The sequence below is a fragment of the Variovorax sp. CF079 genome (assembly GCF_900101545.1).
In the GTDB taxonomy this organism is placed as follows: Bacteria; Pseudomonadota; Gammaproteobacteria; order Burkholderiales; family Burkholderiaceae_C; genus Variovorax.
The window spans coordinates 1-18,921 of the sequence record NZ_FMZU01000022.1 but is presented as its reverse complement, the minus strand read 5'-3'; the positions used below and the strand labels follow the sequence as shown (position 1 = coordinate 18,921).

The following is an 18,921-nucleotide window of genomic DNA, read 5'->3' as shown; positions in this document are numbered from 1 at the left end:
TCGTCAGGCCGCCTGAAAGGGATGGAAGCAGCGCAGTTGCCGCTCGCCCAGCTGCGTGAGCGGCGGTGCGGCGCTGCAGGCCGCGGTGCGGCGGCCGCAGCGCTCCTGGAAGGCGCAGCCGGGGGGTAGCGCGAGCAGCGAGGGCGTCATGCCCGGGATCTGCGCGAGCGGCCGGCCGCGCACGCTGCGCGACGGCGCGCTCGCGATGAGTCCGCGCGTGTAAGGGTGGCTCGGAGCTTCGAGCACGTCCGCGACGGCGCCCTGCTCCACGATGCGGCCGGCATACATCACCGAGACCGTGTCGGCTAGGCCTGCCACCACCGAGAGGTCGTGCGTGATCCAGATCAGCGCCGTGCCCGACTCGCGGCACAGCGCCTGCATCTCGGCCAGGATCTGGCCCTGGATCGTGACGTCGAGCGCCGTGGTCGGCTCGTCCGCAATGATGAGGTCGGGCTGGTTGAGCAGCGCGATCGCAATTGCCACGCGCTGGCGCATGCCGCCCGAGAACTGGTGCGGATAGGCCAGCAGGCGCGCGTGCGGCGAGGCGATGCCCACCGCGGCGAGCGCTGCGGCCGCGCGTTCACGCGCGGCGCCGACGCTCACGTCGTGATGCGCACGGATCGCCTCGACCATCTGCGTGTCGATGCGCAGCACCGGATTGAGCGTCATCATCGGGTCCTGGAAGATCATCGCCACCCGGTTGCCGCGCACGCGCTGCAGCGCACGCGGCGAGAGCTGCAACAGGTCGATCTGTTCTCCGCTGCGCTGCGTGAGCAGCACCTTGCCGCCCACCACCCTACCCGGCGGATCGACGAGGCCCAGCATCGAATAGCCGGTCATTGACTTGCCGGAGCCGGACTCGCCGACCAGGCCCATGATCTCGCCGCGCTTCACGCTGAAGGACACGTCGTCCACCGCCTTGACGATGCCGGCACGGGTGGAGAACGCGGTCCTGAGACCCTCGACGACCAGTGTGGGAGAGGTCATGGCACTCATTGCTTCTGCAGGCGCGGGTTCAGCACGTCGCGCAGCTGGTCGGCCACCAGGTTGATGGCGAGGATGGTCACGAGCAGCATCAGGCCCGGGTACAGCGACATCCAGTACTTGCCGGCAAGCAGGTACTGCTGGCCGTTGGCGATCATCAGGCCCAGCGAGGGCTCGGTGATCGGCACACCGATGCCGAGAAAGGACAAGGTCGCTTCCAGCGAGATCGCGTTGGCCACCTGCAGCGCGGCGACCACGATCACCGGCGGCAGGCAGTTGGGCAGCAGGTGCCGGAACACGATGCGTGTGCCCGAGAGGCCCAGGCCGTGCGCCGCCTCGACGTATTCCTTCCTGCGCTCGATCAGCGCGGCGGCGCGCACGGTGCGCGCGTAGTAGGCCCATTGCACCGCCACCAGCGCGAGCGCCACGTTGCCGATGCCCGGCTTGAGCACCGTGATCAGCACCAGCGCGAGCAGGATGGCCGGGAACGACAGCTGGATGTCGACCACGCGCATCAGGAAGGCGTCGAGCCGCCCGCCGGCGTAGGCGGCCAGCAGCCCGAGCATGCTGCCGAGCGACAGCGCGGCCAGCGTCGCGACGATGCCGATGCCCAGCGAGATGCGCAGGCCGTAGAGCATGGCGGAGAGCATGTCGCGCCCCTGCTCGTCGGTGCCTAGCAGGTAGACGCGGCCCGACGCTTCATCGGCGCTCGGCGAGCCTGGCGGCAGGCGCCCGTCCAGGATGTCGAGCTGCGCGAGGTCGTAGGGATTCTGCGGCGCGAGCACGGGCGCGAACGCGGCGCCCGCGACCAGCAGCAGCAGCACCAACGCGCCGACCAGCGCCAGCCTGGACTCGGCGAACTCGCGCAGGAAGATGCGCAACGGCGAGTCCGCCGGCGGGCTCGCGGGCCGCGTGGCCGGCAGCGCGGGTGCGCCGATCTCGTCGCCCAGGGTTGCAAACTGAGTGCTCATGGTGGATGTGTGTGGTTGGAGTTCGGGGGGACCTTGCGCGTCAGGCGGCCTGGTCGCTCAACCGCACGCGCGGATCGAGCGCCGAGTAGGCGATGTCCACCAGCAGGTTGAGCAAGGTGAACATCGACACCACGATCAGCAGGTAGGCCACCACGACCGGCCGGTCGAGCAGGCCGATGGATTCGATGATCAGCTTGCCTGCGCCGGGCCACGCGAAGATGGTCTCGGTGACGGCCGCGAAGGCCACCAGCGCGCCGAACTCCAGTGCCATCACCGTGACGATCGGCACCATGATGTTCTTGAGTACGTGCACGCCGACCACGCGCACGGGCGACAGGCCCTTGGCGCGCGCGAACCTCACGTAGTCCTGCGTCAGCGCCTCGCGCGTGCCGGCGCGCGTGAGGCGCGTGACCAGCGCGAGCTTGAAGAGCGCGAGGTTCACCGCCGGCAACAGCAGGTGCCGCAGGCCCTCGGCGCTGAACATCGACAACTGCAGGCCCAGCAACTCGCGCGTCGGCCCGCGGCCGCCGGCGGGCAGCCAGCCGAGCTGTACCGAGAACACCACGATCAGCATCAGGCCGACCCAGAAGGTGGGCAGAGAGAAGCCGAGGATCGAGCCGGTCATGATGGCCTTGCCGGCCATCGATTCGGGCCGCAAACCGGCCCACAGGCCGAGCGGGATGCCGATCAGCAGCGCGATCGCCATGGCGACGCAGGCCAGTTCCAGCGTGGCGGGCAGCCGCTCCAGCACCAGTGCGATGGCAGGCACGCCGTGCACGAAGGACTTCCCGAGATCGCCATGGAGCGCCCGCGAGAGGAAATGCTGGTACTGCAGCAGGAGCGGCCGGTCCAGGCCCATGGATTCCACGAGCCGCGCACGCTCCGCCTGGTCGGAGTCCATGCTGATCAGGATGTCCGCGGGATTGCCGATCAGGTAGACGCTGGCGAAGACCAGGATCGACATGGCGAAGAGGACCACCAGGCTCTGCGCCAGGCGTCGGATCACGAATGCGAGCATGTGCGTCCTGTGGGTTCGTTCAGGCCGGCGGATGCGCGATGCGCTGCATCAGGTAGCCCAGGCAGTCCTGGCGGATGGCGCGCACGTCGCGCGTCAGCATGGCGGCGATGGCGCCCTCCTTCAGCCGGAGCTCGGCGCCGTCGCGCAGCAACAGGCCTTCGATCGGCTCGTCGGCGAAGCCGCGCACCTGCAGTGGCTCGATGGCCAGGTGTGCGGCGGTGGTGGCGAGCACGCGGTCGGCCTGCAGCGTGCAGAAGTTCATCGACTCGATGTCGGCGGGCAGCCGGATGTCCGCCTCGTCGCCGTCGATGGAGAGCGTGATCGATTCCGGGATCTTCAGCACCGCATAGGCCTGGAAAATGTCCAGCGGCGCTGCCTCGGCTTCGGCGCCGAAGCTCTCGGGCGTGGCTTGCAGGCAGCGTTCGATCAGGCGCGCGGCCTGCACCACCCCCTGCGCGCTGCCGATCTCGCCGCACTCGCAGGTGATGGTCGGGCACAGTGGCGCGAACGCAGCGCCGAGCGACGACTGCGCGTGGATCAGCACCCCGATCGGCGAGAACCAGCGGGCCAGCCGCAGGTGCTTCTCGTCCAGCGCGCTGAAGCAGGAATACAGCGGATTGCGGCCGGAGTTGTTGTGCAGGTCCAGCGCGGCGAAGACCGCGCGCTGCTTCATGACCTCCAGCACGGCCGCGGCCATGTGCTCGAACTCCGTTGCCGGCGGGGCCGAGGTCCAGATGCGGTTGAAGTCGGGCTGGTGGTCGAGCCGGCGTACGCCTGCCTTGGCCGCCTCCACGTTGCCGACGAAGATCGACAAGGCGCGCGGCAGCGGCTTCGCCGCATGCGTCGCCAGCACGGACTGCAGCGCATGCAGGCCCACGTCCTCGTTCCCGTGCAGCAGGATCGAGACGAAGAGCGGCGACTGCGCTTCGCCCGGCAGGTGGATCAGCGTCGGGCCCGGCAGCACGCGATGCAGGTCGCGCGCCGAGGCGGTGGCGAAGCCGGAAGGCAGATGGTCGAGTTGCTGCAGCATCGCGTGCCCGCCTCAGTCCGGCCGGACCTGCGACGCGAGCGTGAACTCGTCGACGCGCGGCACGAAAGCGATGCCCTTGCGCGCCGCCCAGGTCGCCACCTGGTTGTAGAGCGGGATGATCGCGTAGTCCTTCTTCAGCGCGAGCTCGGCGGCTTGCTGCAGCAGCTGCTCGCGCCTCTTGTTGTCGACCGTGTGCATGGCTTCGGTCAGAAGCGCGTCGAATTGCGGATTGCTGTAGCTGCTCCAGTTGATGGCGCCCATGCCTTTGTCCTTGTCGGCCGTGCCGAGCAGGCCGCGCATCGCGCCGGCGGGCTCGCCGCCGCCGACGCCCCAGCCGAGCAGGCCGAAGCCCAGTTCCTTCTTCGACGCGCGCCCGATATAGGTCGACATCGGCGACACCTGCACCTTGGTCGCGATGCCGCCGCGCGTGAGCATCTGGCCGATGGTCTGCACCACCTGCTCGTCGTTGATGTAGCGGTCGTTAGGGCCGAAGATGGTGAGGCCGAAGCCCTCGGGGTAGCCGGCTTCGGCCAGCAGCTTGCGTGCGCCCGCGACGTCGACCGCCTCCGGCTTCAATGCCGGATTGAAGCCGAACATGCCGGGCGCGGCCACGTTGGCGGTCGGCACGCCGAGCTTGTCGAGCACGCGCTCGGCGAGCACGTTGCGATCGATCAGCTTCGAGATCGCCTGGCGCACGCGTGCGTCCTTCAGCGGGTTCTTCTGAAGCGGCTTGCCTTCCTTGTCGGTCACGAAGGGCGAGCTGTCGCGGTGGTCGGTGTAGAGGAACATGACGCGGCTCGACACCTTGTCGAAGACCGCGAGTTCCTTGTTCTGGCGAAACTGCGGCACCAGGTTGGCCTGCACGTTCTCCACCAGCTGCACGTCGCCCGACAGCAGCGCAGACATGCGTGCCGAATCGGCGGGCAGCATGCGCAGCGTGAGCGAGGACCACGCGGCCTTGGCGCCCCAGTAGTCGTCGAAGCGTGCGAACTGCACCGACGAGCCCGGCGTGAACTTCACGATCCTGAACGGGCCGGTGCCGGCGTCGAGCCTGACCTGGTTGAAGTCGTCCGTGCTCGCCTTCTCAGCCAGCTTCCTCGACACGATGAAGATGCGCGTGAGGTCGTTGGGCAGCAGCGGCGACGGCGTCGCGGTCGTCAGCTGCACGGTCAGCCGATCGATCGCCTTCTTCCCGGTGATGCTGCGCGTGTAGGTCGTGAAGGAGCTCGGACTGTTGGTGATGGTCGCGGGCCGGTCGAGCGAGAAGATCACGTCTTCCGCCGTCAATGCACTGCCATCGTGGAACTTCACGCCATCGCGCAGCTTGAACTCCCACGTCGTGTCGTCGAGCGTGCGCCACGAGGCGGCCAGCGCGGGGATCAACCGGGTGTCGGGGTCCAGCGCCACCAGGGTTTCGTAGGCGTGGTTGACCACCGCACTCACCGCGTCGTTGTTGTAGAAGTGCGGGTCCACCGTGCTGGGGTTGCTGCTCAGCCCGATGCGCAATTCCTGCCCATGCGCGAGGCCCGCGCCGAATGCGAACAGCGCTGCGCACAGAAGGCCGCGCAGGCCGCCTTGTCTCCATCTCATCTGGTTGCTCCGTCCTCAAAAAAAGATCAGTTCGCACGAGCGTCGGCAACCGGCACGCGGACGTGGGGGTTTTTGGACATCGCGGCTTCACAGATTCGTCCGGCACTGGCATGCTTCGTGCACTTCGAATCGGTGTATCGACTGCATCGCAATCGACGCCTGTGAAGTTATCAAGGGGCGGCTTTTCCGCCTTGTAAATTCTTAAGGTGCAATGCACTCGGCCTTCGATGGAACTCGTTGACTCCTGCTACTGGCGCGACGCTGAGCTCGCGGGCCTGCAGTTCACCGCCAACCGCTTTCGCCAGGGCCAGATCCGGCCGCACCGGCACTTCGGCTTCGCGCTCTCGGTATCCGACACCGAGCTGCATCTGCGCACCAGCCGGGGCGTGACGGTCGTGCCACCGGGCACGCTGATGCGCATCGCGCCGCAGGTGTGGCACTCGGTCGAGGCACGCACAACGCCTTGGCGCGAAGATGCGATGTACTGCAGCTTCGCGGTGGCGCGCTGCGTCAATCCCCCGGACACATCGCGCGAGCCGCTGCCGGTCGAAGGCGATGCGGAGATCGCGCTCTTTCCGCAAGCTTCGGCCGCGCGCGACTTCATCGAGTGCCATGCACTGCTGCGCGAAGCGCAGCGCAGCGGAAGCGACGATGCCGCTGCGTCCGGCCGCCAGCTCGTGCGTGACCGGCTCGCGCAATGGATCCCGCTTCACCCACCGCTGGTCGACGGGCGCGCCGCACCACTCGCGCTCACCGATGCGGGCGACGATCGGGTGAATCGCCTCTACCGAACGATCGCCTCGGGCTTCCACCAGCGCATCACGCTGGAAGGCCTGGCGGGCGAAGTCGGCTGGCATCCGGTGCATCTGCAGCGCCGCTTCAGGAATGCGTTGGGCTTCACGCCGCACGAGTTGCTGGTGGGCCATCGCATCGAGTACGCGCGCGACCTGATCGCCGGCGGCGCGCGCGTTACCTACGCGGCGCACGCGGCCGGCTTCAGCGACCAGAGCCACCTGCACAAGACTTTCCTCAGCACCTACGCGGTGGTGCCCGGCGAGTACCGGCGGCTCTCGGCGTTCGATGCGCTGCAGCCGCTGGCCGCGCGCAACGGCATCGTCGAATAGCCGTCCGTCGCGGCTCTCAGGCGACCTGGGTCTGCGAACTCGGCTCGACCTGGCGATCGGCCAGCTCGGCCGGGGCCGGCGAGCGCGGATTTCCCTCCAGGTTGAAAAGCTGCGCCAGCGCGGCGTGGGGTGGCGAGCCGACGCTGCGCGGTGTCGGCGCCTCGGGCGTCGTCGCAAGCAGTTCCGATACGGCCAAGGGCTGCGCGCCTGGCGAGAGCATGAACGACGCATCGAGCAGTTGCCTTGTCGAGCGAGGCGGCATGACCAGGGGGGGCGTCGGTGACGGCGTCGGTGACGGCGTCGGTGACGGCGTGGGTGACGGCGTGGGTGACGGCGTGGGTGACGGCGTCGGTGACGGCGTCGGTGACGGCGTGGGTGACGGCGTGGGTGACGGCGTGGGTGACGGCGTGGGTGACGGCGTCGGTGACGGCGTGGGTGACGGCGTCGGTGACGGCGTGGGTGACGGCGTCGGTGACGGCGTGGGTGACGGCGTGGGTGATGGCGTGGGTGACGGCGTCGGTGACGGCGTGGGTGATGGCGTGGGTGATGGCGTCGGTGATGGCGTCGGTGATGGCGTGGGTGACGGCGTGGGTGACGGCGTCGGTGATGGCGTCGGTGATGGCGTCGGTGACGGCGTCGGCGATGGCGTCGGTGACGGCGTCGGCGATGGCGTCGGTGACGGCGTCGGTGATGGCGTCGGTGACGGCGTCGGTGATGGCGTGGGTGACGGCGTGGGTGACGGCGTGGGTGACGGCGTGGGTGTAGGACTCGGTGTTGGCGTTGGCGACGGTGCAGGCGTGGGAGCAGGCACCGGCGGTGGCGTCCCGGCCTTGCGCGCGGCGTCCTCCTTCTCGCGCAACAGCATCAACAACTCCTCGAACCCGACGATCAGCGGCACGCCGATCGCCAGCTTGACCATGGGAGGCAATCCTTTCCTGATCACCGCATCAGGCTTGGTCTTCGGCGCTACCACGGGCACTGGCGCGCCGGGCGCTGCATTCGTGGCCGGTGCCGCGGTGCTGCTCCCCGGACGCTTGGCATTGCCCAGCGGCGCGTTGAAAGTCGGCACGAGGTCGGAGTGATAGACGTCGGCGCCCTTTCCGTGCCTGCTCCTCAGCTCGCCCTGGTAGTCCTGCTGCAAGCCGCGGAAGGAGATGACCTCGCCAACCAGCTTGCCCGCAACCAGGGCCGCATGGAGATACTGCCCGTTCGAGACAGCCTGCACGCCCTCGATCACGGTCCCTGCCGTCATGTAGATCAGGCCGTTGGCATCGCCCCATGAGGACCATTGCGCGAGGCGCGCGAACTTGGTCGGCTTCAGCAGCGGGTTGCCGTTGATGTCCAGGCCGTTGTGCGTCGCCGCCTCGACGCTGCCCATCCCCTTGATCCAGCGCCAGACGACGTTCTGGTTCTCGGTGCTCTTGTAGGTCTTGACGGGCTTGCCGTTGTGGTCCACGGGAACGAAAGGCGCCGGTGCCGGCGTGGCTGCCGCGCCCTGCGCCGGCGTCTGCTGCTGGGCCTGCTGCTGGGCCTGCGTCCGCAGCACCTGGTTCTGCCGGCTTTCCGGATCGTGCGTGATGGTCAGGTCGACGCCGTGGCGGTTCTTCTGGCCTTCCGCGAACTTCGCGGCCACCGAGGCGGCGAGGCCGGTGTTGTTGGCCCAGGCGAAATAGATGCTCCCGGGCATCCCGACCGCCTTCTCCGATGTCAGCCCATCGACCCAGGCGGTGGTGTCGTAGATCGGGTCCAGCACCAGGCGCGTCGCGCCCGAGTTGCTCCACGCGAAGCTCGCGATGCGCGCCGACAGCAGCGCGCGGCCCACGGGCGTGTTGGAGGTTGCGAGCTTGTCGCCGATGCCCTCCAGCACCTGGTGCGAGGCCGGCGGGTTCGTTCTCAGGTCGTCCATGTCGCGCGCATAGGCCGCGTGGGCAGCGTCGTCGGCGCGCGCGCGTGCCGCGGGATCGCTGGCGTGGGCCGTCCTGCTGGCCTCGAGCGCATCGCCGAGCTCCTTGTGGATTTGCGTCATCCTCGTTCTCAAGGTCTCTGCTTCCAGCTCGATCGTGTGGCGGTCGGCCTTGTGGATGCCTCGCCACGAACCGCGGTAGTGCGTGGCCATCCGCTGGACCCGGTCCAGACCGACCAGCTGAAGCGTCAGCATGGCCTGCGGGTCCGCAGGGTTCTGCGCGAGCGCATCGATGGCCTGCCTGTAGCGCCGGCGATCCTCGTGCGGCACGTTGCGCACGAACATGCTTCCGCGCAGCCGGCCGGCCTGCTGCTGCGCGCGCAGCACCAGCGCGGCAGTGTCCAGCAGCGTCGCGGCGTCGGCGACGCGCTGCACCTCGTCGGGCGTGGTCGGCTTGATGCGGATGTCCTGCATCGCCTGCTCGTACTGGGTCCTGAGCTGCGGAGGTATGCGGTTGAACCTGCCGCGCGCGCCGACCATCGGCAAGCCTGCGCGCCGGTAGGCCGCGGCCGTCAGGGTGTCCAGTGCGGCGGCATCGTTGGGATCCTTGCGCAAGGTCTCGATCGCGGCGCGATTGGCGGCCCGGTCGCTCCTGCCGATGCCGCCGCGGCGCGCGATGCCGCTGGCCAGCTGCGTGCGGAGCTGGGTCAGCGCGGCCTCCTGCCTGTCGGGATCCGCGATCTCCTTGATCAGGGCGAAGGTGTTGTCGTGATCGGGCGAGGCATGCTTCTGCATGCGCACCTTCAGCCCCTGCTTGAAGCCCGCGGCCAACCCGCGGTAAAGGAAGGCATCGAAGGCGTAGCGCAGGAACATGTCGCGCGTGCCGGCGTAGGTCGCGACCGAGGCGCCCGCGGCGGTCGACCAGCCGAGGCTGGCGCCGCCGAAGCGCATCGCCGTGTAGGCGGCGCCGGCGGTTCCGATCATCGTGGCAGCGGAGAAGAGGCCGACCTTCCAGCGCTGCTTGAACGAGTAGGTCTTGGCGGTGACGCTCATGTCGTTGCGCGGGTCGATGAACTGGTCGCCGGCCCTCGGGATGTGCGGGTTCGGCGTGTGACGGTTGGCGATGCTTACCGGATTCACCGAGCCGTCCGCGTTCACGAAGATGATCCCGTCCGTCTGGCCGTTGGTGAAGCGCTGGTTGCGCACGCCCGCCGCCAAGTCGAGCTTGGCATCCACGAGTCGAACGACTTCCTGCGCCCGTCCCCTGTCCCTCGCCATCTGCTGCGCGGCGGCCTGTGCCTCCTTGAAGGTGCCGAAGACGTGTTTGGCGCCGAAGCTGTCTTCGGCGCCGCCCTGCAGGACCTGGTTCGCGTCATCCGGAATGGCGTAGCGCTTCGCGACGTAGTCGGGCGCGCCGAAGGCGGACGGTGCCCTGCCCCGCAGGTAGTTCGCGAGCCTGGACCGCAGTGTCTCGCTGCGCGCCTGGTGCCCGTCGGGCGAGTTGGCGCCGACCAGGTACGCCGTCTGGTCGGCGTCGGCCTGCGTCGCCTGCTGCCGCGGATCGAAGTTCGCCACGTTGTCCGGGCCTGCGTAACCCGGCCGCGGCGCGGTGAAGCTTTGGCTGCCTTCGATGATGAGGTCGAAATCGACCGAGCCTGTCGAGGTGGCGGTCACCTGCCAGCCCTGGAACGCGGGTGCCGGGCCGGTCGATGGTGGCTGGGCCGCGGGCGGCGTGGTCGCGGCCGGCTGCGGTGGCGTGGTCGCGGCCGGCTGCGGTGGCGTGGTCGCGGCCGGCTGCGGCGGCGTGGCCGCGGCCGGCTGCGGCGGCGTGGCCGCGGCTTGTTGCGGCGGCGTGGTCGCGGCTTGTTGCGGCGGCGTGGTCGTTGTCTGTGCGCCGTGAACGGCTGGCGCATTGGCGCTTTGCCATTCCCGGAAATGGATGTTCGGAATGCCGACGCCGAGGACTTCGCCTCCCGCCGACACGAAGGTCGCGCCACGGCGGTCGGCAGGCTCCACGTGGCCGACCTTCGCGAGCCGGTTCCTGCCTGCCGGCGCCAGCACCTGGTGGACATACGCGCCGCCGAGCCGCGCCGCCGCGGCCTGCGCGTCGGTGTAGTTGTCGAAGATGTCGGGTCGCTTGGCACGCACCTGCGCGCCGTCGTAGCCCGATACACGGGACACGACGAACACGCTGTTCTGCATGGCCGAGGACAAGGACTGCCGCCATGCCTGCTCGTGCGGCGCCAGCTGCACGGCCGGCCCGCCCTGTGCTGCGGCCTCCTGGTCGGCCATCAGGCGCGGCGCCTCGGCAGCGACGTCGGCCCAGTCGGGTCCGGCCACCTGCGGCGGCCGCATCGCGCCGTTCGATTCGAAACGGGTCTTCCGCCCGGCCACCAGATCCTGCGGCCAGGTCTCGGGCAGCGGCTCGTCGGCGAGCGCGAGCGCTCGCGCAATGTCGTCCTGCGAGCGAACGGTGTGGTCCACCCGGGGGTGGGCACCGTTCTGCGTCTCGATGACGTGGACGACCGGCGCGTCGAAGCGCGACGCGTTGCGCCCCGACAGCCCGTCGATCAGCACCACCTCGCCGTCGCGGACCGCGTAGTTGATCATGTGCGAGGTGTCGCCGGCGTCGCCGCCCAGCACCACGAAGCCGCGCGAGCCGTCCGGCAGGCGCGACAGATGGTCCATGGTCGCCGCGCTGTCGTCGAAGCGCCTGATCGGCGGATCGCCGTAGAGGCCTCGCACATCCGCCAGCGTTTTCGCATCCGAAGGCACGGCAGACATGCGCGTGCCCGGTGCGCTCAGCATGCGGTCGATCGTGACCGAGATGTTCACGCAAGCCGTCATCGAATCCGTCGTGTTGACTCGGCCATGGATGCCGTCGAGTCCATGCGCCTCGCCGAGCTCGACGCGCCAGCTCGGGTTGGAGGACGCGCTGTGCGCATTGACGGCGCGCGCGAGGAAGCGGTAGTCCTGTTCCCGCACGTGCCGCGTGCCCTCTTCCCGCGGATAGATCGCGCGGGGGTCGTTCACCATGACCTTGCCTTCCGCGGTCAGCAGGAACTGCAGGTCGCTGACCTGCATGCCGCTGTCATCGAGCACCTGCATGATCTCCGCGAGATCAGGGCCGGTGCGCGTGCTGACCTGCTGGCGGTAGGAGCTGTCGCGGGTGCTGCCGGGCTCGCGCCGCGCGACCAACGCCGGGCGGCCGTCAGGAAGCACGATCGGCCCGTGCATCTTCACCACGTGCGCATCGCCGAAACCGGGCCTGTGGCTTTCGAACATCGCATGCAGCTGCTCGTGCAGCGCCACACGTTCGCGCAACGCGCCGGGCTCGCCCCTGGCGACCAGGACGCACCATTCCTTGCCCAGCGCATGGGCGTCGACGCCGGAGCCCGATCGGAACGGCTGGCTACCCATGGCCTGGTCGAGCGCGACCGGCTCTGCCGACTTGCCGTCCCAGAACATCGTGGTGCCGTCGTCGGGGCTGCGGTAGATGCCCGCGCCCTCCGGCGACAGCCTCAGCACGGCTTCGGCATCGGCGAGCACTGCTGGGGCCATGTGCCGAGCGTGCGTGCTGACGAGTTCGGGATCGGCCAGGATCTCGCCATCCGGCTGCCGGATGGCGCGCACGTCGATGGACTTCGCGCTCGTGCGGCTCGGCGCTTTGCCGGGCTCGAAGGCGGGGCCGGTCTCGATGCGGCTGCCGCGGAAGGTGTTGAAGACGTGCACCATCTCCGCGTTGGTCAGCACCGGGCGCCCCAGGTGCTGCCCGACGAGGCCGAGGTATTCCGGCGACAGATTGCAGCCCAGGATCAGCACGGCCGATCCGTCCTCGGGCAGGCCGCCCGCGGCCTCGATGCGCTGCGCCGCCTCGCTCGGCGCGAGCGGCGTGTGACCGTCGGCATCGAGCAGCCAGTTCTGCGAACTCTCCTGGCCCGTGCCGGGGTCGCGAACGCGCACGCCGACGCTGGCGCCTGCCACCACCGGAACATCCTGCACGCCCTTGAGCCGCTCCATGGCGAGCCGCAGGCGGCTGAACTCGGGCGTGGTCGGAATCAGATTGACGTCGACGCCGCGCGACCTGCGCCAGAAGCCCCTGCCGCGGTTCGCCGCGAGCGCGCTCAGCTCGTCGCGGCTGGCGCCCGCCGTGTCGGCGCCGTCTGCGCCGTCGGTGCCGTCTGCGCCGTCCGCGCCGTCCGCGTCATCGGCGTCGCTGCGTCCGTCGGCGCCATCTGCCGAATCTGCGCCCTCGGCGCCGTCCGATGCATCCGGCTTGCCCGGCGCCTCTGCAGATGCCAGAACCCTGTCGGCCGAAGCGGCGGCGGTGGCGACGAGCACCGTCGCCGTGGGTGTCACGCTCGCAGGTGCGGGGATGTCCGGATCGGGTGGTACCACGGGTTGAGCGGGTGCCTCCGGGGTCGACGTGGCCACAGGCGTGTCCGCCACGTCCGCTGCATCCTCCGTGCGGGCCGGGTTCGTCGCGTCGGCCGTGTCGGCCGAGTCATCCGTGCGGAAGCTCGCCGGCACCACCGTGTCGTCCGCCGCATCGTTCACGACGTCGTCGCGCAACGGGCGCTGCGCGCCGCTTCCCTCGCCGTCGTCCGCGCCGAGGTGGCCGACATAGCCGCGCGCCGTCGCCATCCGCTGCGGATGGAAGGCGATGCTGGTGATGGTGCCGGGCAGCGTGCCCATGCCGGCCGCTACCAGTTCGCCGGTGTTCATGTGGCGGCCTTCGAGCATCAGCGCGGAAATCTCGGCAATGCCGAGGTTCATGGCGCCGTCGTTCATGGCCTGCAGCGCGACGCCCGTCACCGGCCGCAGCACATCCATTCGGATCGCGCCCGAGACGCTGCCGCCGAGCGGCGCGAACAGCACGTTGATGCCGGCGTTGGCGAGCGACTTGCGAAGCCGCTCCAGGCCTTCGGGCGTACCGAGCTTGCCTTCGATCGCGAGCTGGAGCGTGTCGACGCCGACGCGCCCGGCACCGTCCACGCCCTGCCCCACGACCTGGCTGCCGGCGCCGATCGCGGCGCGCTGGCCCAGGTTCAAGGTGCCGCCGCGCGCGACGACGCGGCCCGTCATGGCCGCGCTCATCTTGACGCCCGCGGCCACGCCGCCGCCGGTGACCAGGTTCGTGGCGCCGTCGATCACCTTGTCCTTCAGCGCCATGCGGACTTCCTTGCCGGTCACGTCGTCCGTGAAGATGGCGCCGGCACCCAGCCCGATGAGCGAGACGTGGCCATCGTTCGACAGCGCCTGCCCGTTCGCCATGGCGCCGACGTCATTGGCCAGGTCGTAGGCCTCATTGACCAGCATGCCCGCGGCGGCGCCGGCGAAGATGTTGCCCGTCGCCAGCGTGACGCCGAGCGCCGCGCCCGCTGCGAGCACCGTGCGCACTGCCGTGTCGATGGTGCCCCAGGTCTCGTCGGTATCCCGCAGCTGCTGGGCCCAGTCGGCCGAATCGATGTTGTAGGCGCCCATCAGCGCGTCGCGCTTGCCCACGTACTCCTGCAGCGTGATGCGGCCGGCGTTCAGGTCGTCGTCGAGCTGCTCCGCCGCCGCGATCTGGTCCTCGGTGTAGGCCTGCGCATCGTCGGCGGTATCGCCGAACATCGCCGACCACCCGTCGCGCACGAAGCTGTGGTTGTCGATCCCCTTGTTGATGCGATCGAGATCGGTCTGCATGCGCGCCCGGTCCTCGGTGCTGATCCGTCTCTCTTCGGACTCGGCCTGCTGCTGCGCCTCGATGGCCGGGCGCAGCAGCTCTCCCGCCGGTGTCGCGAGAATGTCTTCGCGCTGCTCCATACGGTGCTCGACGGCCCGCACCGAACTGGTCGGCGAGGGCTCGCCCAGCGCCTCGTACTGCGCCCAGAGCTCGGGATGCTTCGCGCCCCACTGCTCGATGTAGGCCGCCGACGCGTCGATCGACCGACGGCGGCGGGCATTGCTCAGCGTGGTGATCCGGTTGTTGAGTTCCTGCTGCTCGCGCCAGTTGTCTTCCTGGTAGGTTTTCAGCGCCTCCTGCCGCCGTTCCTCGGTGTCGCGCTGCCCGATGGGCAGGGTCAGCAGGTAGCGCTGGAAGTTCGCGTCGTCCTGGCCCAGCAGGCCGCCGATGGTGAGCTGCGTCACGTCGTCCTCGGCCGCATCGAGCTCGTCCTGGCGCGGAAAGGCGTCGGCGTAGGCGTCCGGGTTCTCGCGCACCCAGGCGTCCTTCTCCTCCTGCAGCGCGTCGATGTCGTGCTGCCGGACCGCGATGTCCGCATCGCCCTTGGCGCCCGCCGCCTCGTCGTAGGCGATCTGCGCATTCGCCTCGTCCTCGAGCGCCTGGTTGCGCCGCAGCCAGGCCAGCCGCTCCGGCCGCGAATCGGAGTCGTCCACCTCGTCCCACAGTTCCTGCGCCTGGGCGAACTCCTTGCGCGCGGCCTCGTCTGCTTCCTCCGCGGTGCGGTAGCCGCGGTTCCAGCCGCCCATCGGCACGGCGCCTTGTTCCTTCCACTCCTTGATCTGCTCTTCGTCGAGGCCGGGCCAGAGCCAGCTCGTCTCCTTCCAGTGCTGGTACTGCGCCTCCAGCTCGGCATCGGCCTCTTCCCGGGCTGCGGTGGCGTTCTGCAGGTCGCGGTCGGCCTCTAGGAAGTCCACGTTCGTGTCGGCCGACACGCTCATGTCGCTGAGCTGGTCGATCAGGCCGAGCGCTTCGTTCAAGAGCTCGGTCGACTTGGTGTGCACCTCGGTGCCGGGGCGCGTGTTCGTCTGGATCTCGTAGAACTCGCGCGCCAGCGTGATCACCGTGGCCTTGTCCGAGGCCGTGGCCACCTGGTCTGCCTTGCCCTGCTGGATATCCACCACCGCCTGGGCGTCTTCCAGCTGGCTGCTCAGCACCCGGCGTTGTTCGTACAGCTCGGAGGCGTCCTCGCCCATCTTCTGCCAGAGGCGGATCTCCTGGTCCAGATCGCTGATCTCGCTCGCGATGCCATTCGCCGTCTGCTGCCGGTCGTCGACCAGGCTTTGCGCATAGCCGACGCCGCCGGCCATCTCGACGGTGGAGAACGTTCCGGTCTCGGGGTCGTACTGGCGCACCTCGAAGACCGTGTCGCCCGCGATCGTCTCGCGCTGCATGCTGTCGTGCTGGTAGTCGTAGCGCTCGATCACCACTTCTCCGCTGTACGGATCGAAAAGCGTCGTAATCTGCACGTCGCCGTTGTCCGAAGTCGCTTCCTGAACGTCCACCGTGCCCGGCTCCATGAGCGCCAGCACCTGCGATTGGCTCATCTGCAGGTTCGCCGCGACCTGCGCGACGGTGAGGCCATCCTCGAAGATGCTCTTGCGGATGTCCTCGACCTGGGTCTCCTGCTCGCTCTTTTCGCCGGCGAGGGTGACCCTCTCGCCTTCTGGCGAGACGTAGACCACCTGCTGCTTGCCGTCGCCCGTCGTGCTGGTCTCGAGGATGGAACCGTCTTCGTTGAAGACGCGGACGGTCGTCGGCGAGGTCGCGACCACCAGCTTGTCGCCCGGATGGATCAGGTTCGGATTCTCGAGGTTCGGGTTGAGCGCCAGGAACTCGGCCTCGGTCATGCCCTGCGCCCGGGCAAGTTCGCCGACCGTGTCGCCGGGCTTCACCTCGTAGGTCACCGGCCCAGCGCCCATCTCGGTCGTGGTCTCGACGCGCCTCCCCTGGTCGTCGAAGTCGATGCGGGTCTCGGTGCCCTCCTCGTAGTCGGTGATGACCGACACGTCCTCGCCGGTCTGCGGGTCGGCCACCGTGTGATGGATGCGGCCGTCGCTGTCCTGCATGGCATCGATGGTCCGGGTGCCGCCGGGCGCGGCCGGGTCGTCGTAGCTTCCGCGCACGGTGAGCGAATCGTGCTGGTAGTCGCGGTAGTAGCTCAGCTCCACATCGCCCTGCTTCAGGGTGGTGGTCTGTACGTCGCCGTTGCCGGAGTTCGCCGCGGTGGTCGTGATCTCGACGCCGGCCTCGCGGGCCTCGGAGATGATCTGGTCGGTACTGACATTGCGCTGCCTCGCGATCTCTTCCACGCTCTTCCCCTGCGCGATGGCCGCGACTGTGTCCGACACCTGTTCCGTGCCGGGCGGCGCATAGAGGCCCTCCACGGGATTCTCGGAGCCGGTTTGCGCACCCGGCAGCGGGAACGGCGACACCTGCAGCAGCGGCTGGAGCGGGTATTGCGGCGCGGGCTCGTCGTCGCCGTAGGAGACCTGGGCGAGCAGGTTGTTGTTGCCATAGCTCAGCAGTGTCGGGCTGGTGACGCCGTCGGTGCCGGAGCTGGTCGTGAAGGTCGCGGCCGTCGTCGTCGTGAACAGGAGCGGCTGCTGCGCCGTGGTCTGCTGACCCGTCTGCTGCGTGTCGTCGTACTCGCCGCGCGCGGCGTCCGCCTCGGTGCGCAGGCGCGTGGCCTCGTTCCTGGCTGCATTGATCTCGTCCCAGTCCGTCTTGCCGTAGGCCTGGGCCGGCAGCCCGGGCGGCGGTTCCAGCGATGCGGCGTGGTTCTCGGCCTGCTGGGCCTCCTGCTCCGTCCGGGCGTAGGTGTCCGCAGCCGTGGACGTGGTCTGGGCCCGGCCATAGGCAGCCTCGGCGCTCCTCAGTTCCTGGTCGGTCTGCGCCGATGTGCGACCGTCGGGGCTTTGCTGTTGCTCCCCCTTCTGCGCGACCCGCGCCTCGGCGAGCTCGACGCCCCGGTCCTCGAGTGCGAGCTTCGCCGTTTCCTTCTTCGCATTGGCCTCAGCGAGGTCGTAGCCCTGCTGCATCGAATGGGCGGCCGTGTTGTTGGCCTCCGACGGTTTGTTGCGCGCCTGCTCCTGCGCATCCTCGAGCTGCTGCCGCGCCTGCGTCAGCCTGGCCTGCGCTTCGGCCTCGCGCCGGCGCGCCTCGCGGGCTGCCTCCTGGGCGCGCCGCAGCGCCTCCAGCAGGGCTTCGAGCTCCCGCTGAAGCTGCGCTGCGCGCGCCGCCGCGGCATCGGCCGCCGAACTGCTGCCCGTGTTATTGCTGTTCGCGGGCTGCTGCGTCTGCTGTTGCTGCGCGGTCTGGTTCGCGGCCGCCTGCTGCGCCGTGCGGGATACGGCGCCGCCGTCCAGAAGCATCATGAGGGCCATCGTTCGCTTTCCTTATCAGATCGGTTCTGTTTTCGCTGGCGTCATGCGCCCGCGTCCCCGCCCTGCGCCCAGCGCAGCAACTTCGCCACCGGTGCATAGAGCGAGCGCGGGATCGGCTGGTCTACCGGCACTTCGTCGTAGAGGCGATCGGCCAGCGAAGGCTCGAACTCCGTCGGCACCAGGCCCTCGCCGGCGAAGCGGCGGATCTGCGCCGCGACCTCGCCTTCGCCGCGTGCGATGACGCGCGGGAGGTCGTGTTCGCCGAGGTACTGCAGCGCGATTGCCGTGCGGGCCGAATGGATGACCGCCGAGGCGCCGCGCACGCGGTCGGCGAGGCTCGCGTACACGGCCTCGAAGTGCGCCGTGCGCCGCCGCGACTGGTTGATCGGGTCGCCTTCGACCTCCTTGTATTCCTGCCGCAGGTCGTCGATCGACATGCGCTGCTGCTTCATGAATTCGTAGTGCTCGTGGGCATAGTCGACCAGCGCCATCAGCGCATAGATCACCATCGCCCAGACGAAAGCGATCAGCACCATGTGCGCCGACACGCTCATGATGGCCGGCGGGCGGATGTAGCCGAGGTTGAGCGCGGTGTCGAGGAAGCTGCGCACCACCACGTACATCAGCGCGGCCAGCAGCATCGTCTTGACGACCATCTTGACGAGGTTGACGAGGTTGCGCGTGGAGAAGATGCGCTTCGCACCCTCAGCCGGATTCATGCGGTTGGCGTCGGGCTTGATGCGCTCCCAGGCCGCCACGCCGCCGACCTGGAACAGCGAGCCGACGATGCCGGCGAAGGCGGCGATGGCCGTGATTGGCAGCGTGCCCCACAAAAGCGCCTCGCCGGTGTGCAGCAGCAGCTCGCCGAAGCGCTGGTCGGGATTGGCGAGCAGCGTGGCGCTGGTCGCGTGCAGCCACAGTTCGCGCAGCAGGCTGTAGAGTGCCTCGCCGCCCATCCACATCGCGACGATCACCACCGCGAACACCAGCGTCGACGCGACGTCGGCGCTGAACACGACCTCGCCGCGCTTGCGCGCGTCGCGCAGGCGCTTCGGGGTCGGGTCCTGGTTCTTTTCTGCCATGGCCTGCTAGTGACCTGTCCTGCAAATAACTGGTATTAGTCTTGCTTGCCGGTGCAGTATCTTTTGGACGGAGATACCGCGATGAGAACAGGCAGACCGAAAGCTGAT

Annotated in this window: 8 protein-coding genes; 1 reads left to right on the top strand and 7 read right to left on the bottom strand. The window is 69.0% G+C overall.

Features of this window, described 5'->3' with window-relative positions:
* Positions 1 to 3 precede the first annotated feature (3 nt).
* The 5 genes from BLS74_RS25990 to BLS74_RS25970 are packed head-to-tail and all read right to left on the bottom strand — an operon-like array spanning position 4 to position 5,593.
* Positions 4 to 987, bottom strand: coding sequence for an ABC transporter ATP-binding protein (locus BLS74_RS25990; RefSeq protein ID WP_093110050.1), 984 nt, complete (start codon positions 985 to 987; stop codon positions 4 to 6).
* Positions 988 to 992: 5 nt separating this feature from the next.
* Positions 993 to 1,955 (bottom strand): ABC transporter permease, encoded by a 963-nt coding sequence (locus tag BLS74_RS25985; RefSeq protein WP_093110049.1) that lies wholly within the window; start codon positions 1,953 to 1,955, stop codon positions 993 to 995.
* Between the two features lie 40 nt (positions 1,956 to 1,995).
* The gene (locus BLS74_RS25980; protein WP_093110048.1) at positions 1,996 to 2,973 is read right to left on the bottom strand and encodes an ABC transporter permease; all 978 of its coding nucleotides are present in this window, start codon (positions 2,971 to 2,973) and stop codon (positions 1,996 to 1,998) included.
* 19 nt (positions 2,974 to 2,992) lie between these two features.
* Entirely contained in the window at positions 2,993 to 4,003 is a 1,011-nt protein-coding gene (locus BLS74_RS25975; protein WP_093110047.1) for a M14 family metallopeptidase, read from the bottom strand.
* A gap of 12 nt (positions 4,004 to 4,015) precedes the next feature.
* Positions 4,016 to 5,593 carry an ABC transporter substrate-binding protein gene (locus BLS74_RS25970; RefSeq protein ID WP_093110046.1) on the bottom strand — a complete coding sequence of 526 codons (1,578 nt, stop codon included), beginning with the start codon at positions 5,591 to 5,593 and terminating at the stop codon, positions 4,016 to 4,018.
* A gap of 227 nt (positions 5,594 to 5,820) precedes the next feature.
* Here BLS74_RS25970 and BLS74_RS25965 point away from each other — a divergent pair, with 227 nt between their 5' ends.
* The gene (locus BLS74_RS25965) at positions 5,821 to 6,717 is read left to right on the top strand and encodes a helix-turn-helix domain-containing protein (RefSeq protein WP_093110045.1); all 897 of its coding nucleotides are present in this window, start codon (positions 5,821 to 5,823) and stop codon (positions 6,715 to 6,717) included.
* Positions 6,718 to 6,733: 16 nt separating this feature from the next.
* Here BLS74_RS25965 and BLS74_RS25960 read toward each other — a convergent pair whose 3' ends face one another.
* Together BLS74_RS25960 and BLS74_RS25955 are read right to left on the bottom strand one after the other, a co-directional pair.
* The gene (locus tag BLS74_RS25960) at positions 6,734 to 17,731 is read right to left on the bottom strand and encodes a LysM peptidoglycan-binding domain-containing protein (protein WP_093110044.1); all 10,998 of its coding nucleotides are present in this window, start codon (positions 17,729 to 17,731) and stop codon (positions 6,734 to 6,736) included.
* 41 nt (positions 17,732 to 17,772) lie between these two features.
* Positions 17,773 to 18,813, bottom strand: a complete 1,041-nt coding sequence (locus BLS74_RS25955) for an EscU/YscU/HrcU family type III secretion system export apparatus switch protein (RefSeq protein WP_093110043.1) — start codon at positions 18,811 to 18,813, stop codon at positions 17,773 to 17,775.
* Between the last annotated feature and the right edge of the window lie 108 nt (positions 18,814 to 18,921).

Bases quoted from the DNA above. Each gene is read 5' to 3' on its own strand.
- BLS74_RS25975 (WP_093110047.1), bottom strand. From the start codon at position 4,003: ATGCTGCAGCAACTCGACCATCTGCCTTCCGGCTTCGCCACCGCCTCG.
- BLS74_RS25955 (WP_093110043.1), bottom strand. From the start codon at position 18,813: ATGGCAGAAAAGAACCAGGACCCGACCCCGAAGCGCCTGCGCGACGCG.
- BLS74_RS25970 (WP_093110046.1), bottom strand. From the start codon at position 5,593: ATGAGATGGAGACAAGGCGGCCTGCGCGGCCTTCTGTGCGCAGCGCTG.
- BLS74_RS25980 (WP_093110048.1), bottom strand. From the start codon at position 2,973: ATGCTCGCATTCGTGATCCGACGCCTGGCGCAGAGCCTGGTGGTCCTC.
- BLS74_RS25960 (WP_093110044.1), bottom strand. From the start codon at position 17,731: ATGGCCCTCATGATGCTTCTGGACGGCGGCGCCGTATCCCGCACGGCG.
- BLS74_RS25965 (WP_093110045.1), top strand. From the start codon at position 5,821: ATGGAACTCGTTGACTCCTGCTACTGGCGCGACGCTGAGCTCGCGGGC.
- BLS74_RS25985 (WP_093110049.1), bottom strand. From the start codon at position 1,955: ATGAGCACTCAGTTTGCAACCCTGGGCGACGAGATCGGCGCACCCGCG.
- BLS74_RS25990 (WP_093110050.1), bottom strand. From the start codon at position 987: ATGACCTCTCCCACACTGGTCGTCGAGGGTCTCAGGACCGCGTTCTCC.